Genomic DNA, 19918 nt, shown 5'->3' with positions numbered 1-19918 from the left:
ATTCCCCTAGCTGCGCAGCAGCCCCACCAGTTCGTCGATGTCCGGCAGCGCGGCCGCCGCGCCGATCAAACCATCTCCGCCGCCCTCCCCGGCCTCCAGGATGCCGTCGGCCAGCGCCCGCTTGCCGTGGTGCAACGCAAGGATGCGCTCCTCGATGGTGCCCGCGCTGATCAGCCGGTACACCGTCACCGGACGCTGCTGCCCGATGCGGTGGGCGCGGCCCATGGCCTGGTCCTCGGCGGCCGGGTTCCACCACGGGTCGGCGATGATCACGTAGTCCGCCGCGGTCAGGTTGAGGCCGAAACCACCGGCCTTCAGGCTGATCAGGAAGACATCGCCCTGCCCCGCCTGGAAAGCCGCGACGCGCCGGGTGCGCTCGGCTGCCGGCGTGGCGCCGTCCAGGTACTGCCAGGCCAGCCCGGCCTCGTCCAGTCCCCGGCGCAACAACTGCAGGAAGTCGACGAACTGGCTGAACACCAGCGTCTTGTGGCCGTTGGCGGCCAGTTCGCCGGCCAGTTGCACGAACGCGCGCACCTTGGCGCCCTCCTGCCCCAGATCCAGCTCGGGCGTGACCAGGCGCGCGTCGCAGGCGGCGCGGCGCAACCGCATCAGTTGCGCCAGCACATGGATGCGCGCTTCGGCGCCGGGCTGGCCGGCGGCGGTCCGGCGCGCCTTCGGGCCGCTGACCGCCGCCTCGGCTTCGGCCAGCGCCTGCCGGCGCAGCGCTTCATAGTGAGCCGCCTCCACCAGCTCCGGCTCGATGCGCAAGACCAGTTCGGTGCGCGGCGGCAGTTCGTCCAGCACCTGCGCCTTGGTCCGGCGCAGCACGAACGGCGCAATCATGCGGCGCAGCCGCTGGGCCGCCTCGCGCATGCCGTTGCGCTCGATCGGCACGGCGAAGTGTTCATTGAAGCGGACCAGCGAGCCAAGCAGGCCCGGGTTGCAGAAGCGCATGATCGACCACAACTCGGCCAAGCGGTTTTCCACCGGCGTGCCCGACAGCGCCATGCGGAAGCCGGAGCGCAGCTCGAACATCGCCTGCGAGCGCTTGGTGGCGGCGTTCTTGAAGGCCTGCGCCTCATCGGCCACCACCGTGTGCCATTCCCGCTTGCAGAACGCTTCCCGCGCCTGCAGCAACAAGGTGTACGAGACGATCACCATGTCATGCGGGCCGGCCTGTTCCAGCAAGGCCGCGCGCTCGCCCTCGGCATAGATGTGCACGCGCAGCGTCGGCGCGAAGCGCCGTGCCTCCTCGGCCCAGTTGCCGCAGACCGAGGTCGGCGCGATAACCAGCGCGGCGCCGCCGTCCGCCCGCGCCAGCATCACCGCCAGCGCCTGCAGGGTCTTGCCCAGCCCCATGTCGTCGGCCAGGCAGGCGCCGAAGCCGGCTTCGGCCAGCGACATGGCCCAGCGGAAGCCGTCCTCCTGGTAAGGCCGCAACTCGGCGGCAAGGTTGGCCGGCAGCCGCGCATCGCCATCGCGCGCCCGGCGCAAGCGCGCCACGCGCTGGCGGAAATGCGCGTCGGGATCGATGCCCGCGCCGGCCAGCACGTCGTCCAGCCAGGGCGCCGCCATCAGCGGCACCTTGATGCCGTCAGGCACGCTGTGCGCCACGCTCGCGAGGTCGCGCAACCGTGCGCGCAGGCTGCGCGTGAGCGCTACGTAGACGCCCTGGCCCATTGGCATGAAGCGCCCCGCATGGCTGCCGGCCCACGCCAGCAGCTGGCCGAGCTGCAGCACCAGCCCCTCGGCCACGCTCAGCTCGCCGACCAGCTTGAACCATTCGCTCCCGGTTTCGATATGCACCGCCAATTGCGGGATGTCGGCGCCCACCACGCGTATTTCCTTGCCCCTGGGCCACTCCACCGCCAGCACGCCAGGCAGCCCGGGCAGTTGCTCGACCACCGACAGCGCTTCCTCCGGGTCGGCCAGGGTCCAGTCGTATTCGCCGCTCTCGGGCGAGCGCGGCACCAGGAAAGGCAACGCGTCGAAGACTTCGGCCACGTGGGTCAGCTCGGACTTGAGATCGCGCACCGTGGCGAGGCTCTCCCCCTTGACCGCCGCCATCAGCCGTTCGCGCCCGCTGCCCGGCGCCAGCCTTGGCCCGAGCGGACCGAGCGGCGTCACCACCAGGCGCAGGGCCAGGCCCTCGCCCAGCGGCGATAGCTCGGCGCGCAGGCGGCTCTCGGTCTCGAGTTCGCGGGCGCTGCCGTCGTGGTCAGAGTGCACCTGGAAATGGCCGGACAGCGCGCGCAGCGTGGCGTCGAGCTGGGCATGTGCTTCGGCTGGCACCGCCAGCCCGTCGGCGATCAGTTGCGCCGCGCCTTGCTGCGCGGGCGTCAGCCGGATCACGCGCAGGCGCTGCGAGCCTTCGCGCAGCACGGTGATCTGGCGCAAGGCCTCGGCATCCGCGCGGCTGCCGGCGGGCAGGAAGCTGTCCAGCGCCGGCGCCTCGCGCACCGGCGGCGAGACCCGCAGCGTATAGCGCCCGCCCTGGCGCACGACTTCCAGCGTGGGCGCCCCTTCCACCACTTCCAGCGTCTGCTCGGGCGCTTGCGCCAGCACGACGCCAGGATGCCCGACCAAGGCGAGCATGGCCGCGGCGCGATCGAGTACGTAGCGCCGGTGGTAGGACTGGTCACGGCGGACCGCCCGGGCTACGCGGGCATCCCAGGGCTCCAGGCGGTCGTCCTCGGCGAGCCGGGCCAGCGGCAGCGGGCGCGGCTTGTTCCAGCCGCGCGGACCGCGCAGTTGCTCCAGCGGCTCGATGGTGCCGAGCGCGCCGTCGGCGTCCAGGCTGAGCGCCCACAAGATGCGGCTGGCACTGGCGCCGTCGGGCGCGCGCGCCTCGCCCGCGAGGGCCTGCAGCGCCTCGAGCGCCAGCCGCCAGCTCTCCTGGCGCTGGCCGGCGAAGAAAGCGTCCGGCACCGGCTCGCCGGCCTCCAGCATCCGGGCGGCATCGAGTTGCTGCCCTAACCAGGGCAGGCCACAGGCTTGCAGACGGGCACGCAGGCCGTCGATGGCTTCGGCGCGGGCAGCCGCCGGCTGGCGGCGTCCGCTGGCTTGCGCCACATCGCCCAGCCAGGCGCGCAGCATCACCCGCCAGAATTGTGCGAGCGGCGGGACTTCCGGGCGCAATTCAAATGCGGCTTCGTCCAGGCGGGCGTCACCGCGATGCACCGCGAGCGCGTGACACCACAGCCCCCAGCGCCCGGTCGGCGCCGGGGTGCGCGAGCCGGCTTCCGCCTGGCAGAACTTGCGTGCCTGCTCGAGGTGCGCGGGCGTGCGCTGGGCGAGCAAGGACAGCGGGTAGTACGGCGCCAGCGCGGGCGACAGCAAGCCGGTACGCTGGCCGCGCTCGGATCGCAGGCTCTTGAACGCGGCTTCGAAACCGGCCTGGGCCCCCGCCCAGTCGCCGTCCCCGGCATGCGTAAAGGCATGCAGCGCCAGTGCCTGGCCGCTGCCGGGCACCGTGGCCAGCACCGCCAGCGCGCGCTGGCGCTCGCCGCCATACAGCAAGCCTTCGGCCAGCACCCCGCGCAGCCGCCCCGGCACCGTGGCGAATTCGCCGTTGCCGCGCGCCTGCGCATCGGCCAGGTAGTCCAGATAGGGCCGCAGGGCCGGCTCCCAGTCCGCATACAGCGCATTCAGCACCGCGTGCAGCATGCGCCAGCGCCAGGGCGATACCACCTGTGCCAGCGCCGCCGGCCCGCCACCGCCCAGCGCCGCGGACACCAGCAGCCTGGGCAGGCCGGGACCCGGCTCCCACGAGGCCAGCAATTCGTCGATCTCCGCCTCCGGCGCCCCGGAGAACAGCATCCCGCACAGGCGCTCGGCGCGCAAACCGGCAAGCGGGTCGGAATCAGAGGCGGTGGGTGGTGGTGATGGAGAAAGGGGCACGGGCGGCGGTGGCGGCATACGCAATGTGACGATTTTAGACCCCCGCGGGCCCGCGCCCGCGTTGGCACAAGGGGTCCCGGGGTTTACAATGCCTCCTTTGCATTGCTGACGGCGCTCACGGAGAAGAACCATGTCGATGGCGGATCGCGACGGAAAAATCTGGATGGACGGCAAGCTGATCGAGTGGCGCGACGCCAAGATCCACGTGCTGACCCATACCCTGCACTACGGCATGGGCGTGTTCGAGGGCGTACGCGCCTACAAGACGCCGGCCGGGACCGCGATCTTCCGCCTCAAGGAGCACACCCGCCGCCTGTTCAACTCGGCCAAGATCTTCCAGATGCAGATGCCGTTCGACGAGGCCACGCTGGCCGCGGCGCAACTCGAGGTGGTGAAAGCCAACCAGCTCGAATCCTGCTACATCCGCCCGCTGGTCTGGATCGGCTCGGAAAAGCTCGGCGTCTCGGCCCGGGGCAACACCATCCACGTGGCGATCGCCGCATGGCCCTGGGGCGCCTACCTAGGCGAGGAAGGCATGGAGCGCGGCATCCGCGTCAAGACCTCCTCCTTCACCCGCCATCACGTCAATGTCTCGCTGGTGCGGGCCAAGGCCAGCGGCTATTACATCAACTCGATCCTGGCCAACCAGGAAGCCACCAGCCTGGGCTACGACGAAGCCCTGCTGCTGGATACCGAAGGCTATGTGAGCGAAGGCTCGGGCGAGAACGTGTTCGTGGTGCGCAACGGCGTGATCTATACACCTGACCTGGCCTCGTGCCTGGACGGCATCACCCGCGACGCCATCCTCACCATCGCCCACGATCTCGGCATCGAGGTGCGCGAGAAGCGCATCACGCGCGACGAGGTGTACTGCTCGGACGAAGCGTTCTTCACCGGCACCGCCGCCGAAGTCACGCCGATCCGCGAACTCGACGGCCGCGTCATCGGCGAAGGCCGGCGCGGCCCGGTGACCAAGCGCATCCAGGATGCCTTCTTCGCCGCCGTCGGTGGCACCAGCGAACAATACAAGCACTGGCTGACCCTGGTCTGAGCACCGGCCAGCCACCTACCCAGTCCTGACAAAAGACCAAGTCCATCCCCGCAACACCATGACGCAAACCGCATCCGTAATCGAAATCGGCGCAGAAGATCTTCCGCTGCACTGCCCCACCGGCAATACGCCCGCCTGGAATTATCATCCGCGCGTCTTCCTCGACGTGACCGACACCGGCGAGGTGAAATGCCCGTACTGCGGTACCGTCTACAAGCTCAAGCCAGGCACCGTCATCAAGGGTCACCACTGACACGTCTCGCGTCTCACCGCACCACCCCGATGCTCCGGCCCGCCAAGCGGCGCGCCGGAGCGTTGGCGTGCGTGGCGCGCACAGACCGCGCCGCGCTCATTCTTCCGGCAGCGCCCCATTCATGAAAAAAGCCCTCGTCATCGCCCCCAACTGGATCGGCGACGCCCTGATGGCGCAGCCGCTCTTCGCGCTGATGAAAGCGCGCCATCCGCGCCTGCAGATCGACGCACTCGCCCCTAAATGGGTGGCGCCGGTGCTGGCACGCATGCCCGAGATCCACCAGGTATTCCCCAGCGAACTGGCGCACGGCAAGCTGCAACTCTCGGCGCGGCTGATGTTCGCCCAGCAGCTCAAGAACGAAGGCTACGACGCGGCCTACGTGCTGCCCAATTCGCTCAAGTCGGCCCTGATTCCCTGGCTGGCCGGCATCCCGCTGCGCGTGGGCTATCGCGGCGAAGCGCGCTTCGGCCTGCTCAATATCCGCCACGGCAACCCGCCGCGCGACCACCGCCCGCCCATGGTCGAGCATTACGCGCGGCTGGCGCTCAAGCCAGGAGCGCGCCTGCCCGAAGACCTGCCCGAGCCGCGCCTGCGCATCGACCCGGTGCGCATGGCCAAGACCGCGGAGCGCTTTGGCATTGCGCCGCAGACACGCCTGATCGCCTTCTGCCCGGGTGCGGAATTCGGCCCGGCCAAGCGCTGGCCGGCGGCGCACTTCGCGGAACTGGCGCAGATGCTCAAGCGCTCGTTCCCGTATGCGCAGATCATCACGCTTGGCTCGCCCAAGGATGCCGAGATCGCCGACGAGATCGTCAAAGGCGCGCCGTTCGTGCGTAATCTCTGCGGCCAGACCTCGCTCGACGACGCCGTCGACCTGCTGGCGATGGCCGAAGGCGCCGTATGCAACGACTCCGGCCTGATGCACGTCACCGCTGCGCTGAACCGGCCGCAGGTGGCGGTGTTCGGCTCCAGTGACCCACGCCACACTCCCCCGCTGTCGCAGGCTGCGAGTATCATGTGGCTGCAGCTCGAATGCAGTCCGTGCTTCAAACGTGAGTGCCCCCTCGGACACTTGCGGTGCCTGAAGGACATCGAGCCCGAAATGGTGTTTGTGGAGCTGCGCAAGCTCCTGCACCGGGCCTGAAGCGCTGACCCGCCGTTCGTAATCATCCGGCCAACGAATCCCTGAGCCCAGTCCACCATGCCTCGTTTTGCCCGCCTGTTCGATTCCGCCGAAGACATCGTAGAAGCCTTTCGCGAGGCGATGAAGCTGCGCGATGCGGACGGCGCCCTGCGCCTGTGGCTGGATGAAGACTCGGTGACGTGCGTGATGCCCGACGGCCAGCGCCTGATCGGCCACGAGCATTTGCGCCAGGCCTTCGCGCAGTTGCTGGCCTTGCAGCCGGTGCTGATCGACGTGATCGAGACCAGCAGCCATACCTCGATGGGTGTCGCCATCTTCGACGTGACCGAAGCCCTGCGCTTCGGCGACGACCGCATCGAAGCCGACCTCTACGTGCACACCACCTATGTGCTGATGCAGAACCACGAGGGCTGGCGGCTGGCGCATATACATTGCAGCCCGGCCAACGCCAGCCAGGTCGCCACCGTCAGCACGGCGCCGGGCCAGGCCCTTCACTAGCGGGATCCGGCGCGGCGCCACGGCCCGGCAGCCCGCCAGCTCCAAGCATCCAGGCATGAGCCAGCTTCCGTCATCGCACCACAGCCCCCCCGGGACGGTGTCACCCGCTCCGGCCGCCTCCTCGTTCGGCGGCGGCCGCCGCATGCCGTGGTGGCTCTCCGGCGGCCACGCCCAGACCATCATCCCGGCGCGCTTCACGCAGCGCCCTGCGCGCGTGGCCTTCAAGCGCGAGCGCTGGACCGCTCCCGACGACGACTTCGTCGACCTCGACTGGACCACGCACCCGGTGACGCCCGATACCCCGCTGCTGGTGATGTTCCACGGCCTGGAAGGCGACTCTGGCAGCCACTACGCGCAGGCCATGATGCATGCGCTGGCCGCGCGCGGCTGGCAGGGCGTGATCCCGCACTTTCGCGGCTGCTCGGGCGAGCTGAACCTGGCGCCGCGCTTCTATCACTCTGGCGACTCGGAAGAGATCCACTGGATCCTGGAACGGCTGCACAGGCAGTATTGCGCGCATGGGCGCAAGCTGCTGGTGGTCGGCATCTCGCTGGGCGGCAATGCCCTGCTGCGCCTGCTCGGCGAACAGGGCAGCGGCGCGGCCTTCATCAGCGCCGCGGCGTCGGTGTCGGCGCCGCTGGACCTGGCCGGCGGTGGCGCGGCGCTGTCGCAGGGCTTCAACATGCTATACACGCGCATGTTCCTGCAAACCCTCAAGCGCAAGTCCCTGGCCAAGCTAAAGCAGTATCCCGGCCTGTTCGACCGGGAAGCCATGCTCGCCAGCCGCGACCTGTACGCCTTCGACAATATCGTCACGGCGCCGCTGCACGGCTTTCGCGACACCGACGATTACTGGGCGCGCGCCTCCAGCAAGCCCGTGCTCGACGGCATCGCCGTGCCCACGCTGGTGCTCAACGCGCGCAACGATCCCTTCCTGCCGGCGCGCCACCTGCCGGGCCCGGCGGACGTCAGCCCGCAGGTCTGGCTGGAGCAGCCAGAGCACGGTGGTCACGTCGGTTTCATGACGCCGCGCGAAGATAAGCTGCGCGTGTTGCCGGTACTGCCCTATGCGGGGCATATCGAGTGGCTGCCAGCGCGCATCCTGCGGTTTTTCGACGCCGTGGCTTAGCGCGCCGGCGCAGCCCCGCGCACCCCTTGCGAACGGATGGCAAACCCCGGCAGCCACCTGAATGAATGCGAGCGGGATGCCCTTCATGGACGGCATGAACGGCCCCGCAAGGAGACAGCGACGATGGATGACACAGTCAAGCAAGCAATGGCCCGCTGGCCCAACGTCCCCAACTGCTACGGCTGGCTGGCGCTGGACCGGCGCGGGCAATGGCGCATGCGCAACGAGTACGCCCAGCAGCACGGCCTGTCCGGCGACCCAATCCGGCACGAAGCGCTGATCGCGTTTATCGAGCGCAACTACCAGCGCGACGAGCGCGGCGCCTGGTACTTCCAGAACGGCCCGCAGCGCGTGTTCGTGTCGCTGGCCTACGCGCCGTGGATCGCGCGGCTGCATCAGGGCCAGTTGCGGACCACATCGCAGCACACCTTCGCGCTGCGCGCCTGCCATGCGGACGAGCATGGCAATGTGCTGCTGGTCGGCGAGGTGGAAGGAGAAAGCGGGGATGCGGGCAAGCCGCAGGTCGCGCTGCTGCACGACCATGACCTCGATGCCTTCAGCAGCGCCTGCACCTGGCACGGCGAGGCTTGCGGCGGCAATCTCGGCGTGTTTCATTTCAACGGCGCCGACGTGGCGATCGAACCGATTGTCGAAGACGAGGTGCCGACGCGCTACGGCTTCGTGCGCCAGCCGCTGCCGCCCGCGGGCGAGCAGGCCGCCTGAGCGGCGGCGGCGGGAACAGCAGTAGCGGGCGTGGCCGTCAGTTAGGCATGCCCTTGCTGTCCTGCTTCTCCTCGCGGAACTGGCGCTCCAGCTGGTGCAGGCGCGCGTCGACCTCCGACAGCGTGTAGAAATCGCCATCGCCCGCCTTGCGCGCGATCTGCAACTGCTCGATGGCGGCCTGGTAGGCGCCATCGACCGCGTACTTCTCCGCCAGCGCCTGGTGCTGCTGCACACGCCGGCCCTGCGCGGCATAGGCCCGCGCCAGCATGTCCCACCACTCGGAACGCGCAACCTCTTCGCGCGTGCGTTCGCGCAGGAAGGTCACCGCCTGGTCCGTCCGGCCGGCGCCGAGCAAGGTCGCCGCGTAGCTCAGCGCCACCGCGTGCGACAGCGGAAACGCCTTCATCGATACCATGGCCTGATTCAGCGCATCCTGCTGCCGGCCCTGCGCGCGCGCCAGCTCGATCGCCATCACATCGAGCATGGCGCTGCCGGAAGTGGCGCCGGGAATATTGCCGTACAGCCGGCGGGCTTCGGCCAGGGACTGCTCCGCGGCAGCGTTGCGGCCCAGCCGCTGCTCGGCGAAAGCCATCCCGTAATACAGTGCCGGCAAGCGCACCGGCGAGGCTGCCGCCAGTTGCGTCTGCAGCGCGGCACGCACGTTCTGCAGGTCGCTAGGCGTGGTTTCCTGGATGATGCGGGCACGCATGCGCGCGAACTCGTACTCCGGGGTGTTCGGCACCTTGCGCACCGCCACATGGCTCACGCGGTCCTGCATGTCGGCGATCCGCTCCGAGGTAAGCGGGTGGGTGCGCACGTAAGCCGGCACCGAATTCTCCGAGATCCCCATCACCCGCTGCAGCCGCTTGAAGAAGTCAGGCATGCCCTGCGGATCGAAGCCGGCGGCGGTCATGATCTGGAACCCGACCCGGTCGGCCTCCCGCTCCGCTCCGCGCGAGAAGGACAACTGGTTGGAGATGGCGGCCGCCTGCCCGCCCATGGCCAGCGCCGCGGCCGCATCGCCGCTCTTGGTGGCCGCCAGTCCCGCAAGCACCATCGATGCCAGTGCGATCCACATCGACTGGTCCTGCGTGGTGATGCCGCGCGCGATATGCCGCTGCATCACGTGGCCGATTTCGTGGCCGAGCACCGAAGCCAGCTCGGACTCGGTATCCGACTGCACCAGCAGGCCGGTGTGCACGCCGATGTAGCCGCCGGGCAGCGCAAAGGCATTGATGGTGCGGTCGCGCACCGCGAACAGCTCGAAGCCGGTCGCGAAGGTGCCGGCACCGTTGGAGCCGGAGATGTTCTGCCGGCGCGCCGCCTGAACCAGGCGATAGCCAAGCATGTTCAGGTAATCGGCCAGCAGCGGATCCGACACATAGTCCGGATCGCGCCGGATATCACGCATGATGCGATCGCCCAGGCGCTTTTCCATATCCGGCGTCAGCGACGCCGTGGACGGGTCTCCCAGGTCGGGCAACTGCGCGCCGTTGGTCTCCACCACCGTGTTGTTGCTGCGCAGCCCGAAATCGGACTTCTGGCCCGCCTTGACGCTGCGGTTCAGGTTGTCGTAGACCTGGTCGCTGCCACCGCTATCCGCCCCTGTGGTGGCGGCTGCGGCGGTGCGCGCGGGATCGTTCAGCAGCATGCGCTGCTGGGGCCAGGCGGGAAACGCCATCGTCAGCACCACCAGCGCCGCCAGCGAACGGCGCACGATGCGCCCCGGTTTCGCGGGCACGCGCAAGGGTGCGGCGGCGGGATCGGCATCGGTATGGCGCACAGGGCCCATGCGAGACTTGAGGCGCGCCTGTCGGGCGGGCGAGGAGAGCGCTCCGGCGAGCGTTTGGTTCTTGCGCATATTGCTATGATAGCGGCCTCCGGAGGCCATTCCCATCGGGCATCGCCCGGTCTTGCCACGCCCTGCCCCGGCCAGCGCGGCAAATGCGGCAGACGCCTCCGCCACGCTTTCCTCTCGACTCCGCAGGTCCACGCCATGAGCCAGCTAACCCATTTCGATTCCGCCGGACAAGCCCATATGGTAGACGTCGGCGCCAAGGCCCATAGCCACCGCGTGGCCGTGGCCACCGGCACCATCACCATGCTGCCCGCCACATTCGCGCTAGTGCGGGACGGCACCGCCAAGAAGGGCGATGTGCTCGGCATTGCCCGCGTGGCCGCCATCATGGCCACCAAGCGCACCGCCGACCTGATCCCGCTATGCCATCCGATCTCGCTCACCAAGGTAGCTGTGGACTATGCGCTGGACGAAACCAGCGGCACCATCCGCTGCACCGTGCGTACCGAGACGCACGGCCAGACCGGCGTGGAGATGGAAGCGCTGACCGGCGTGCAGGTGGCACTGTTGACCATCTATGACATGTGCAAGGCGGTGGACCGGGGGATGGTGATGGGGGATGTGAAGCTGCTGGAGAAGCATGGGGGGAAGTCCGGGGACTGGGTGGCCGGCGACAGTTAAGCGATTGTTTGACAAGCCTTAGCCTGACGCACGTCATCGCCCGCCCCGCTGACCAATTGCCTCATTGCCTTGACAGCAACGGCTGCCATGGGGTGACGCAGAATCGATTTTGCCCAAATTCTCTCCAAATGGACACGGGAGATGGGATCGATGCGGCATCGGGAACAAGCGGCAGGGCCGGGTTTCGCGCAACGGATTTCCACCGGAAGCAACGACTTTTATCGCCCCCAATTCGTTGAATTTCCCGCTGTCGCCAAGTAATGGTTTCCAGGAGTGCTATTTGCCATCGTGCTAGTAAGCAAATCACGGCAACCTATACTCCAAACGGATGAATGGGCAATCGATCCTGTCCCGGGGATGTTGCCGCCCCGTTGCATCGGCAATCCTGTTCGGAGATGACATGATGCCGAATGTAAAGCGGATGAATTTCATTTTGCGCTGGGTTGTCCTGGCAGCACATGGAATTGCATTCTCGATTTTTCTCCCCACCATGGGTCATGCGCAATCGGTGGACAACGTCAGGTATGGCATGGTGCTGTTGAAGATGAAAGCGCTCAATATGGGCGCACCGGCGATCAAAGGAGAAGAAGCCGTTGCCGGAAAGCCCGCGCCGGCGTTGTATTTTGGCGCCAACAAAATGAACAATAATTTTACCGTGGTTGACGATGTGAAAAACACGGTGGGCGGTACCGCAACGCTATTCGTGAAGAGCGGTGAGGAATTCATCCGTGTGGCAACGAATGTGCAGAAAGACGATGGGTCGCGTGCCATTGGCACCGTACTCGATCCCAACGGCAAGGCTATCGCGGCAATTCGCGGCGGTGGCGCGTACTATGGCGATGCCGACATTCTCGGAAAGTCCTATATCACAGGCTATGAGCCAATACAGGATCCCCTTGGCAGAGTCATCGGCATCTACTATGTAGGTTATCTCAAGGCGCAGTGAGTCTGCGTAGGCTCTACCTTATACCCCGCGTCGCCACGCCGGCGACGCGGGGCCCCGAAAGCCAGTTCACTGTAGACGACACTACCGGCAATGGTATGAACACTACTCCGAAAAAGCGTTATCCACTAAGCTTTCAGCCAAATTCCCAGGTCTATTTCCAGATTTTGTCGGGGCCCACGCGACGCCATTTTGGTCAGACAAAATACCGTTATCAAATCCAAGAACCATCTCCTTGGACAGACACGATCGAACAATGATTTTCCCGGCGTCCAGTTCGATGCCATGAAAATCACCAACAACATCCGTTATCCCCAAGACACGAACGATTGACGCACCGCAGGAGCCCGTTACGTTCTTGGTTTCGACTTCATCCAGGGATTTCTCCCCCTCTGCACTTGCAGGGCAGTGGCCCACGGCAATCAAAGATGGGATCCCGCCGGATCTCTGGCGCGCGCCTGCAAGTATCCGATCCACATCACCGCCCCCCGACTCTCTTATCCGCCACGACACACGCTTACGCCGTGGCCCCTTCCGCTGTAACAAGCGTAACGCCGCATTTCGCCAGCAGGGGGCACCGCGCCACATGCGTCAAATTGGTATTCAATGCAGTTAAGGGGGTGCAGGTGCAGCCCCCGCGGGACATCGTTCCGCGTCGATCCAGGGTGAGCAACATGAACGGGCGTAGGGTTGGCCAGCTTTTGCTGGTGTTGGCGGCACTGGGTTCGGGCGGGACGGCCCTGGCAGGCGGCCACGGCGGGGGCGGGGGCGGACATGGCGGTGGAGGCTGGCACGGGGGCGGTGGCTGGCATGGGAGCGTGGGGATCTATGTCGGTCCCGGCTTTGGGTATGGATATGGCTGGGGCTACCCCTACTACCCCTACTATTACCCCCCTGGCTACTACTATCCGCCGGCGGCAGTGGGAGTGCCGACTTCGCCACCGCAATACATAGAGCAGGGCCAGGACGGCACGCTGGAATTGAACAGCGGCGCTGTCGCGGCACCGGCGCCCCAGCAGCAGGCGTATTGGTATCACTGCGCCAGGCCGGATGGCTACTACCCGTATATCAAGGCCTGCCCCGGCGGCTGGCAGAAGGTTCCGGCGGAGCCACCCGCTTAGCGCCTGGAGCGCGTTTTCAACCTGCGGCGAGCAGTACCGCTGTGCGCAATGTTTCGATGACCGAGGTACCGAGGTGCCGAGATGAATGCCTTTGACCGCCCCAGCTTGCCTGGACTCCCGATCTTGCTGAGCCTGCCGCTGGCGGCGCTTGTTCTGGCCGGCTGTGCCGTGATGCCCAGCGGTCCCAGCGTGATGGTGCTGCCAGGCACCGGCAAGAACTTCGACCAGTTCCGGGCCGACGACTATGCCTGCCGCCAGTTCGCCTTCGGCCAGGTGGGTGGCGTGACCGCCAACCAGGCGGCAACCAACAGCGCGGTCGGCAGCGCCGCGGTCGGCACCGCGCTGGGTGCGGCAGCGGGTGCGGCGTTCAATGGCGGCTCCGGCGCGGCAGTGGGTGCAGGCGTCGGCCTGCTCACCGGCGCGGCGATCGGCGCGAGCAATGCCCAATACGCCGGCTACGGCAGCCAGCGCCAGTACGACGCTGCCTATGTGCAGTGCATGTACGCCAGCGGTCATCGGGTGCCGGTCTACGGCAATATGGCGGCGGCCCCGCGGCCTGCCGCGCCGACTTACTACTATCCGCCGCCCCCTCCGGGCTACTACCCGCCGCAGTAACCCTGCGAGCCCCGGCCCGTGGTGCTGCAGCCGCGTAGGCAGACCCCGCGCGCCGCGATCCGCCTGACGTGGAGCGTTTATTCCGGCTTGCCCTTATTGCGCGCCTTCACCCAGTCGCAGAAATCGCGTGGCCGCGCCGCCGCGTCGACTTCGGTGCAGAAGCGGGCCAGTTCGGCGAACTGGTTTGCCTCGTCGCCAGCAAAGTAGAAATGCAAGCGCTCCAGCCATGCGCGGCCCTGGACGGGATCGCCGCTCAAGGCCAGCAGCCAGGCGGTGCGGGCAATCAGCGTAGGCGTGGGCAGCAGGTGGACGGCGGCGATATGGGGCGCCAGCAGCTGCGCTACATTCTCCGGCGTGATCCTGGCATCCTCGGTCGCGTCCGCCGCGGCCGCCTGGCGAAACCAGAAATGCGGCATCGGCAGCGCTTCCCGGTTTTCGGCGCGCGCATATTCGCGTGCCTCGGCACGCCGGTAGTCCTGCCACATGGTGGCAAGGATGGCGGCCGTGACGCCGATGAACGCCCCAACGGCCAGCACTGCAAGCCAGCGCGGCGCGCGCACGCGGCCGAACCCCGAGGGCTCCAGCCAGCCCAGCATGAAGCAGAACGGCAGCATGAAATACAGGTAGTGCAGCGGGTATTCCAGCATCGAATGCGCGCATAGCATCGCCAGCCACGTGAGCACCACCACCGTCTGCGCCCGGTCCGGCCCGTCGCCAAGCCACAGCCGCCGGTGCGCTACGCGCCATAGCCAGGCCAGCAATGAGAGCACGACGCCGGCGGTGCCGACCAGGCCCGTCTTCGCCAGCAGGTCCAGCAGCGCATTGTGCGCATGCAGGGACATTTCCACCGTCACGCCGACTTGCGCCAACTGCTGGAACTGCGCCCAGCCGAACTCGCCCCAGCTCACCCCCAGCCAGGGATGCGCGCGGAACATCGCCCAGGCATGGGACCACAGCGCCCCGCGCGCCGACACCTGGTCCGCTCCCTGCAACTGCGCCAGCGTATCGAACAGGCGCCAGTCGAAGACCTGTCCCGCACTCTTCATCAGCGGCTGCAGGATCACCAGCACCACCACCATCGCCACCGCGGCGAAGGTAAGCCCGGCTGGCCGGCTCATGGGGTTGCGGCCGGCGTAGCGCGGACGTTGCATCGCACCCGGCCCGGCCCGCCCTGCCCCGTGCGCCATCCATGCGGCGAGCAATGCGTAGGCCGAGGCGAGCCCGACATGGAGGACACCGGTGCGCGATCCGGACAACACGATACCGCTCTCCAGCAACAGCACCGCCGCCAGCCAGGCTGGTGGCCGCAGCCAGCCGCGCGCGGCCAGCCACACGGCCGCCGCAAGCGCCAGGCCATCAACCGTGGCCTGGTGATTGGGCTGGTTGAGGTTGCCCCACAGGCGTCGGTTGTCGTCGTAGAAGTAGGTGGAAACCATCCCGAACGTGTCGGGCTCCAGGCCGAAGACCTGGACCCACTGCGCCAGCGTGCCGAGCAATCCGGCCACCAGCCAGGCAATCGCGAGCACATCGGTCATCGCCTGGCGCTCCAGCGGGGACGCTGTCCGGCCTTGCCGCCAGGCTGCCCATATCACCGCGGCGGCAAGCGCGAGCACGATTTCGGTGATCAGCCGGCTGCCCGACAGGTCGCTCATGCCGGTCAGCCCTTGCGTGACGCCAGTGGCGATCAGCCAAAGAGGAAAGGCGGCGATCCAGGGGAATTGAGCGGGAACGTCTCGATAGGCGAGCCCCGAGGCTTGCCGGTTTGCCGCGGCAGCAAGCGCGATGACGGCCAGCGCGAACAATAATGCCGAGGCCCATTCGCCGTAGAAAGTGGCAAGCGGGAGCGTGTGACGGGAGACCAGTAGCGGCGCAATCAGTGCGACGGCGAGGAAGCTGAGGGGTATGGCTGACCGGGAGGGCAGCATGCGGAGCGCCTTGTTATGCCACGTTGGCAAAAGGCGGATGATAGCTCGGGGAGCAGGCAAAGAAAAAGCGCCCAAAGGCGCTTTTTCTATTTGGACAGGCAGTCTGCCGGCGGACTTTCGCCCGTCAGGCCGGTTGTACCGACCGTTTCTGCAGCAGCTTGCCCACCACCACCACCAGCGCCGCGCCGATGGCGCCGAACACCAGGTGTGCATGCGGCACATGCATCTCGAACCACGCAGCGTCCACCGGATCGCTCACCAGCATCTCGCCTGCCAGGTAGCCCAGCAGCGCCGCACCCAGCACGATGATGATGGGGAAGCGGTCCATGACCTTGAGCAGGATGGTGCTGCCGAACACGATCAGGGGAATCGACAGGCCCAGGCCAACGATCAGCAGCATCAGCTGGCTGCCTTCCGGTCCCTTCTGCGCTGCGGCGGCCACGGCCACCACGTTGTCGAGCGACATCACCAGGTCGGCGATCAGGATGGTGCGGATCGCGGACCAGATATTGTCCTTGGCGTCGTGGCCGTCCTCGTCGTCTTCGCCGGTCAGCAGCTGCACGCCGATGTAGACCAGCAGCAAGGCGCCGACGATCTTCAGGTAAGGCAGGCTCAGCAGCTTGACCGCGGCCACCGTCAGCACCACACGCATGATGATGGCAGCGGCGCTGCCCCAGAAGATGGCCTTCTTCTGCTGGGCGGGCGGCAGGTTGCGGGAGGCCAGTGCGATCACCACGGCGTTGTCGCCGGAGAGCACGATGTTGGTCAGGATGATGGATCCCAACGCGATCCAGAACGCGGTGGAGGACAGCAGTTCCACGGTAAAGCTCCTCGAGTTTCTAAATTATGATTCGAACGCCACATGCGTACCGATTATCACCGGTGCTCACGGAATTTCGGATGTCTGAGTCTTCAGACATGAAGATTTACCGTATCAAGCTTTCGATTCGGTTTCAATCGGCATGTCGCGCGCCTCCGGAGATACCCTAGGTGACTGGCGCTCCAGAATGAGATGCCCCCGCACGGAGGCGGGGGCATCGAGATCCGATGTGCGGTTGCAGTCATGCAGCCGCACCGGCTCCGGCAATCTCTCCCGCCCGCAGGCGGAAAAGCTGCTGTTCGCTATTACAGGATCGACTTGAGCAGGCGAGCCATTTCCGACGGATTCTTGGTGACCTTGATACCGCAGGCTTCCATGATTTCCAGCTTGGCTTGCGCCGTGTCGGCACCGCCCGAGATCAGCGCGCCGGCGTGGCCCATGCGCTTGCCCGGAGGCGCGGTCACGCCAGCGATAAAGCCAACCACCGGCTTCTTCATGTTTTCCTTGATCCAGTAAGCCGCATTGGCTTCGTCCGGACCACCGATTTCGCCGATCATGACCACGGCGTCCGTTTCGGGATCGTCGTTGAACATCTTCATGACGTCGATGTGCTTCAGGCCGTTGATGGGGTCGCCACCAATGCCCACTGCCGACGACTGGCCCATGCCCAGCGCGGTCAGCTGACCCACTGCTTCATAGGTCAGCGTGCCCGAGCGCGACACCACGCCGATGCGGCCCTTGCGGTGGATGTGGCCCGGCATGATGCCGATCTTGATTTCGTCAGGCGTGATCAGGCCCGGGCAGTTGGGTCCGAGCAGCAAGGTCTTCTTGTTGCCCTTCACCATCTTGTCCTTGAGCTCCATCATGTCGCGCACGGGGATGCCTTCGGTGATGCAGACCACCAGGTCCAGGTCGGCGTCAACGGCTTCCCAGATCGCGGCAGCGGCGCCGGCGGGCGGCACGTAGATCACGGAAACGGTGGCGCCGGTCGATGCCTTGGCATCCTTGACGCTGGCGTAGATGGGAATGCCTTCGAAGTCTTCGCCGGCTTTCTTCGGGTTCACGCCGGCAACGAAGCAGTTCTTGCCGTTGGCGTAGTCGCGGCAGCCACGGGTGTGGAACTGGCCGGTCTTGCCGGTGATGCCCTGGGTGATGACCTTGGTGTCTTTATTGATCAGAATCGACATGCTGTAATCCTTTGCTTGGCTCAAAGCAGCGCGCGAAGGCCTGGCCCCGGCGCGCTGCTGGCGTTCGTGTTCGCGTCTGGCTTACTTGCCCGCGGCAGCAGCCACGACCTTCTGGGCGGCTTCTTCCATGGTGTCGGCCGCGATGATGGGCAGGCCCGAGTCGGCCAGCATCTTCTTGCCGATCTCTTCGTTGGTACCCTTCATGCGCACGACCAGCGGCACGGACAGCGACACGGCCTTGGATGCAGCGATCACGCCTTCGGCGATCACGTCGCAACGCATGATGCCGCCGAAGATGTTGACCAGGATGGCCTTCAGGTTCGGGTTCTTGAGCATCAGCTTGAAGGCTTCGGTCACCTTCTCGGTGGTGGCACCGCCGCCCACGTCGAGGAAGTTGGCCGGCTCGCCGCCGAACAGCTTGATGGTGTCCATGGTGGCCATGGCCAGGCCGGCGCCGTTCACCAGGCAGCCGATGTTGCCGTCCAGCGAGATGTAGGCCAGGTCGAACTTCGAAGCTTCGATTTCGTTCGCGTCTTCTTCGTCCAGGTCACGGTACGCGACGATTTCCGGGTGACGGAACAGGGCGTTGGAGTCGAAGTTGAACTTGGCGTCCAGTGCGATCACCTTGCCGTCGCCGGTCAGGATCAGCGGGTTGATTTCGGCCAGCGATGCGTCGGTGTCCCAGAACGCCTTGTACAGGCCTTGCAGGGCTTGGCGGGCTTGGGGAACGCTTGCGTCGGGCACGCCGATCTTGCGGGCGATATCGTCGGCGTCAGCGTCCAGCAGGCCGGCGGACGGGTCGATGATCAGCGTGTGGATCTTTTCCGGGCTGTGGGCAGCGACTTCCTCGATGTCCATGCCGCCTTCGCTGGAGGCCATCAGGGCCACCTTTTGCGAAACACGGTCGACGACCAGGCTGACGTACAGCTCCTTCTTGATGTCCGCGCCTTCTTCGATCAGCAGGCGGTTCACCTTCTTGCCTTCCGGGCCGGTCTGGTGCGTGACCAGGGTCATGCCCAGGATGTTGGTGGCGTAGGTCTTGACCTCGTCGATGCTCTTGGCCACCTTCACGCCGCCACCCTTGCCGCGGCCGCCCGCGTGGATCTGCGCTTTGACGACCCATACCGGGCCGCCCAGTTGTTCAGCAGCCTTCAGGGCCTCATCGACCGAGAACGCGGGGATGCCGCGCGGAACCGGCACATTGTATTTGCGCAGGATTTCCTTGCCTTGGTACTCATGGATATTCATGCGTGTTTCCTTTCGGGTAGGCGTAAAAAGTGGAGATGGAATCTCGGCGGATAGCAGGCCGGCCTGGCTTAGCCGGAGGTGCCGGTAGGCCTGCGGGACGTGGCGCCGCCATCGGTGGCGGCGAGCGCCTCCGAAGGTTGCGCCGCCGGGATCTGCGACCCTTCGGTCTTGATCCTCGGCTTTGGCTGGTGACCATACCAGCGCGGGTAAAACTGGCGCACCACCTCACCTTCGAAATGCAGGGCATGGCAGCCGTGCAACTGGTAAGGCGGTTCGGGATTGGTGTCTTCGGTGCCGGCGTCACGGATATTGAACACGTCGCCGGCAAAGGCCTGGATCGCGGTGGTCGGCAGCACGCCGGCCAGTTCGGTCAGGTGCGTGCAGCCCGACACGCCGGACAAGCGCTCTTTCACCGCCTTGCGGAAACCCTTCATCAGGTTCAGGCCGATCAGCTTGCGATAGGCCGGGCCGATGGTGTCGCACTGGCCGGGATACGGTACCCAGTCTGAACAGGCATCGACGTCCACGACGTTCATGCGCAGGTCAATGGTGATGCGCAGCCACAAATCATGCAGCGGCTCGCCCAACGGGCGCACGCCGCCACCGGCAAGCGGGATCTCGCGGGGCTTGGTGTCGGTCAGGCGCGCTTCGATATCCCATAGGCCATCGTCCCTAAGATAGGCCTCGGCCGTGATGGCACGACGGTGGCGCAGGGCGCGATTGACGGGCGGGGAAAGCGGCATAACACCAGGCAGGAGCGGGAGAAAAGGACGGCTGGGCCGGAAAACCGCAGGATTTTAACATGCCGGCCAACTTTGGCCGGGAACAAACTGCACCCCGGGCTGTTGCCGGGAATTGTCGAGTGACGGGCAAGCGCTGTGG

At 66.4% G+C, this 19918-nt stretch carries 18 protein-coding genes; 10 read left to right on the top strand and 8 right to left on the bottom strand.

Annotation, left to right across the window (positions count from 1 at the left end; genetic code table 11):
* Positions 1–6 precede the first annotated feature (6 nt).
* On the bottom strand, positions 7–2949 hold the full coding sequence (locus ACZY0R_RS18840; protein WP_488866038.1) for a DEAD/DEAH box helicase: 2943 nt from the start codon (positions 2947–2949) through the stop codon (positions 7–9).
* Positions 2950–4030: 1081 nt separating this feature from the next.
* Between ACZY0R_RS18840 and ACZY0R_RS18835 the strand changes: the two genes are divergently transcribed.
* From ACZY0R_RS18835 to ACZY0R_RS18810, 6 genes are all read left to right on the top strand, one after another.
* Positions 4031–4951, top strand: coding sequence for a branched-chain amino acid transaminase (locus ACZY0R_RS18835; RefSeq protein ID WP_488860297.1), 921 nt, complete (start codon positions 4031–4033; stop codon positions 4949–4951).
* A 58-nt stretch (positions 4952–5009) separates the two neighbouring features.
* Positions 5010–5204, top strand: a complete 195-nt coding sequence (locus ACZY0R_RS18830; RefSeq protein ID WP_035869287.1) for a zinc-finger domain-containing protein — start codon at positions 5010–5012, stop codon at positions 5202–5204.
* A gap of 121 nt (positions 5205–5325) precedes the next feature.
* On the top strand, positions 5326–6348 hold the full coding sequence (gene waaF / locus ACZY0R_RS18825; RefSeq protein ID WP_045237241.1) for a lipopolysaccharide heptosyltransferase II: 1023 nt from the start codon (positions 5326–5328) through the stop codon (positions 6346–6348).
* A 57-nt stretch (positions 6349–6405) separates the two neighbouring features.
* Positions 6406–6846, top strand: a complete 441-nt coding sequence (locus ACZY0R_RS18820) for a YybH family protein (RefSeq protein WP_035869293.1) — start codon at positions 6406–6408, stop codon at positions 6844–6846.
* Between the two features lie 55 nt (positions 6847–6901).
* Positions 6902–7975, top strand: coding sequence for a YheT family hydrolase (locus ACZY0R_RS18815; RefSeq protein WP_488860294.1), 1074 nt, complete (start codon positions 6902–6904; stop codon positions 7973–7975).
* A 123-nt stretch (positions 7976–8098) separates the two neighbouring features.
* Positions 8099–8698 carry a DUF2946 family protein gene (locus ACZY0R_RS18810; RefSeq protein WP_488860292.1) on the top strand — a complete coding sequence of 200 codons (600 nt, stop codon included), beginning with the start codon at positions 8099–8101 and terminating at the stop codon, positions 8696–8698.
* A gap of 37 nt (positions 8699–8735) precedes the next feature.
* On the opposite strand, the gene ACZY0R_RS18805 is transcribed toward ACZY0R_RS18810, so the two are convergent.
* The gene (locus tag ACZY0R_RS18805) at positions 8736–10349 is read right to left on the bottom strand and encodes a M48 family metallopeptidase (protein ID WP_488866036.1); all 1614 of its coding nucleotides are present in this window, start codon (positions 10347–10349) and stop codon (positions 8736–8738) included.
* 345 nt (positions 10350–10694) lie between these two features.
* Here ACZY0R_RS18805 and moaC point away from each other — a divergent pair, with 345 nt between their 5' ends.
* Positions 10695–11177, top strand: a complete 483-nt coding sequence (gene moaC / locus ACZY0R_RS18800; RefSeq protein WP_488860290.1) for a cyclic pyranopterin monophosphate synthase MoaC — start codon at positions 10695–10697, stop codon at positions 11175–11177.
* A 400-nt stretch (positions 11178–11577) separates the two neighbouring features.
* Positions 11578–12123, top strand: coding sequence for a Cache 3/Cache 2 fusion domain-containing protein (locus ACZY0R_RS18795; protein WP_488860288.1), 546 nt, complete (start codon positions 11578–11580; stop codon positions 12121–12123).
* Between the two features lie 102 nt (positions 12124–12225).
* Here the strand turns inward: ACZY0R_RS18795 and ACZY0R_RS18790 are convergent, their stop codons facing one another.
* Positions 12226–12546, bottom strand: a complete 321-nt coding sequence (locus ACZY0R_RS18790) for a hypothetical protein (protein WP_488860286.1) — start codon at positions 12544–12546, stop codon at positions 12226–12228.
* Positions 12547–12794: 248 nt separating this feature from the next.
* On the opposite strand from ACZY0R_RS18790, the gene ACZY0R_RS18785 reads away from it, so the two are divergent.
* Positions 12795–13241, top strand: a complete 447-nt coding sequence (locus ACZY0R_RS18785) for a hypothetical protein (protein ID WP_488860284.1) — start codon at positions 12795–12797, stop codon at positions 13239–13241.
* 81 nt (positions 13242–13322) lie between these two features.
* Positions 13323–13856: a YMGG-like glycine zipper-containing protein gene (locus ACZY0R_RS18780; protein ID WP_045237247.1), complete on the top strand. Its 534-nt coding sequence runs from the start codon at positions 13323–13325 to the stop codon at positions 13854–13856.
* Between the two features lie 77 nt (positions 13857–13933).
* Here ACZY0R_RS18780 and ACZY0R_RS18775 read toward each other — a convergent pair whose 3' ends face one another.
* From ACZY0R_RS18775 to ACZY0R_RS18755, 5 genes are all read right to left on the bottom strand, one after another.
* Complete coding sequence (locus ACZY0R_RS18775; protein ID WP_488860282.1) at positions 13934–15781, bottom strand: PglL family O-oligosaccharyltransferase; 1848 nt, start codon at positions 15779–15781, stop codon at positions 13934–13936.
* A gap of 124 nt (positions 15782–15905) precedes the next feature.
* A complete protein-coding gene (locus tag ACZY0R_RS18770; protein ID WP_276291409.1) occupies positions 15906–16601 on the bottom strand; it encodes a TerC family protein in 696 nt (231 codons plus the stop codon).
* Positions 16602–16906: 305 nt separating this feature from the next.
* A complete protein-coding gene (gene sucD / locus ACZY0R_RS18765; RefSeq protein ID WP_045237250.1) occupies positions 16907–17788 on the bottom strand; it encodes a succinate--CoA ligase subunit alpha in 882 nt (293 codons plus the stop codon).
* Between the two features lie 81 nt (positions 17789–17869).
* Positions 17870–19036: an ADP-forming succinate--CoA ligase subunit beta gene (gene sucC / locus ACZY0R_RS18760; RefSeq protein ID WP_488860279.1), complete on the bottom strand. Its 1167-nt coding sequence runs from the start codon at positions 19034–19036 to the stop codon at positions 17870–17872.
* Between the two features lie 68 nt (positions 19037–19104).
* On the bottom strand, positions 19105–19779 hold the full coding sequence (locus ACZY0R_RS18755; RefSeq protein WP_488860277.1) for a DUF2889 domain-containing protein: 675 nt from the start codon (positions 19777–19779) through the stop codon (positions 19105–19107).
* Positions 19780–19918 lie beyond the last annotated feature (139 nt).

Source organism: Cupriavidus sp. F041, from assembly GCF_057814235.1.
Note: the sequence above shows the minus strand (reverse complement) of the source record. Positions and strands in the feature narration are given on the sequence as shown.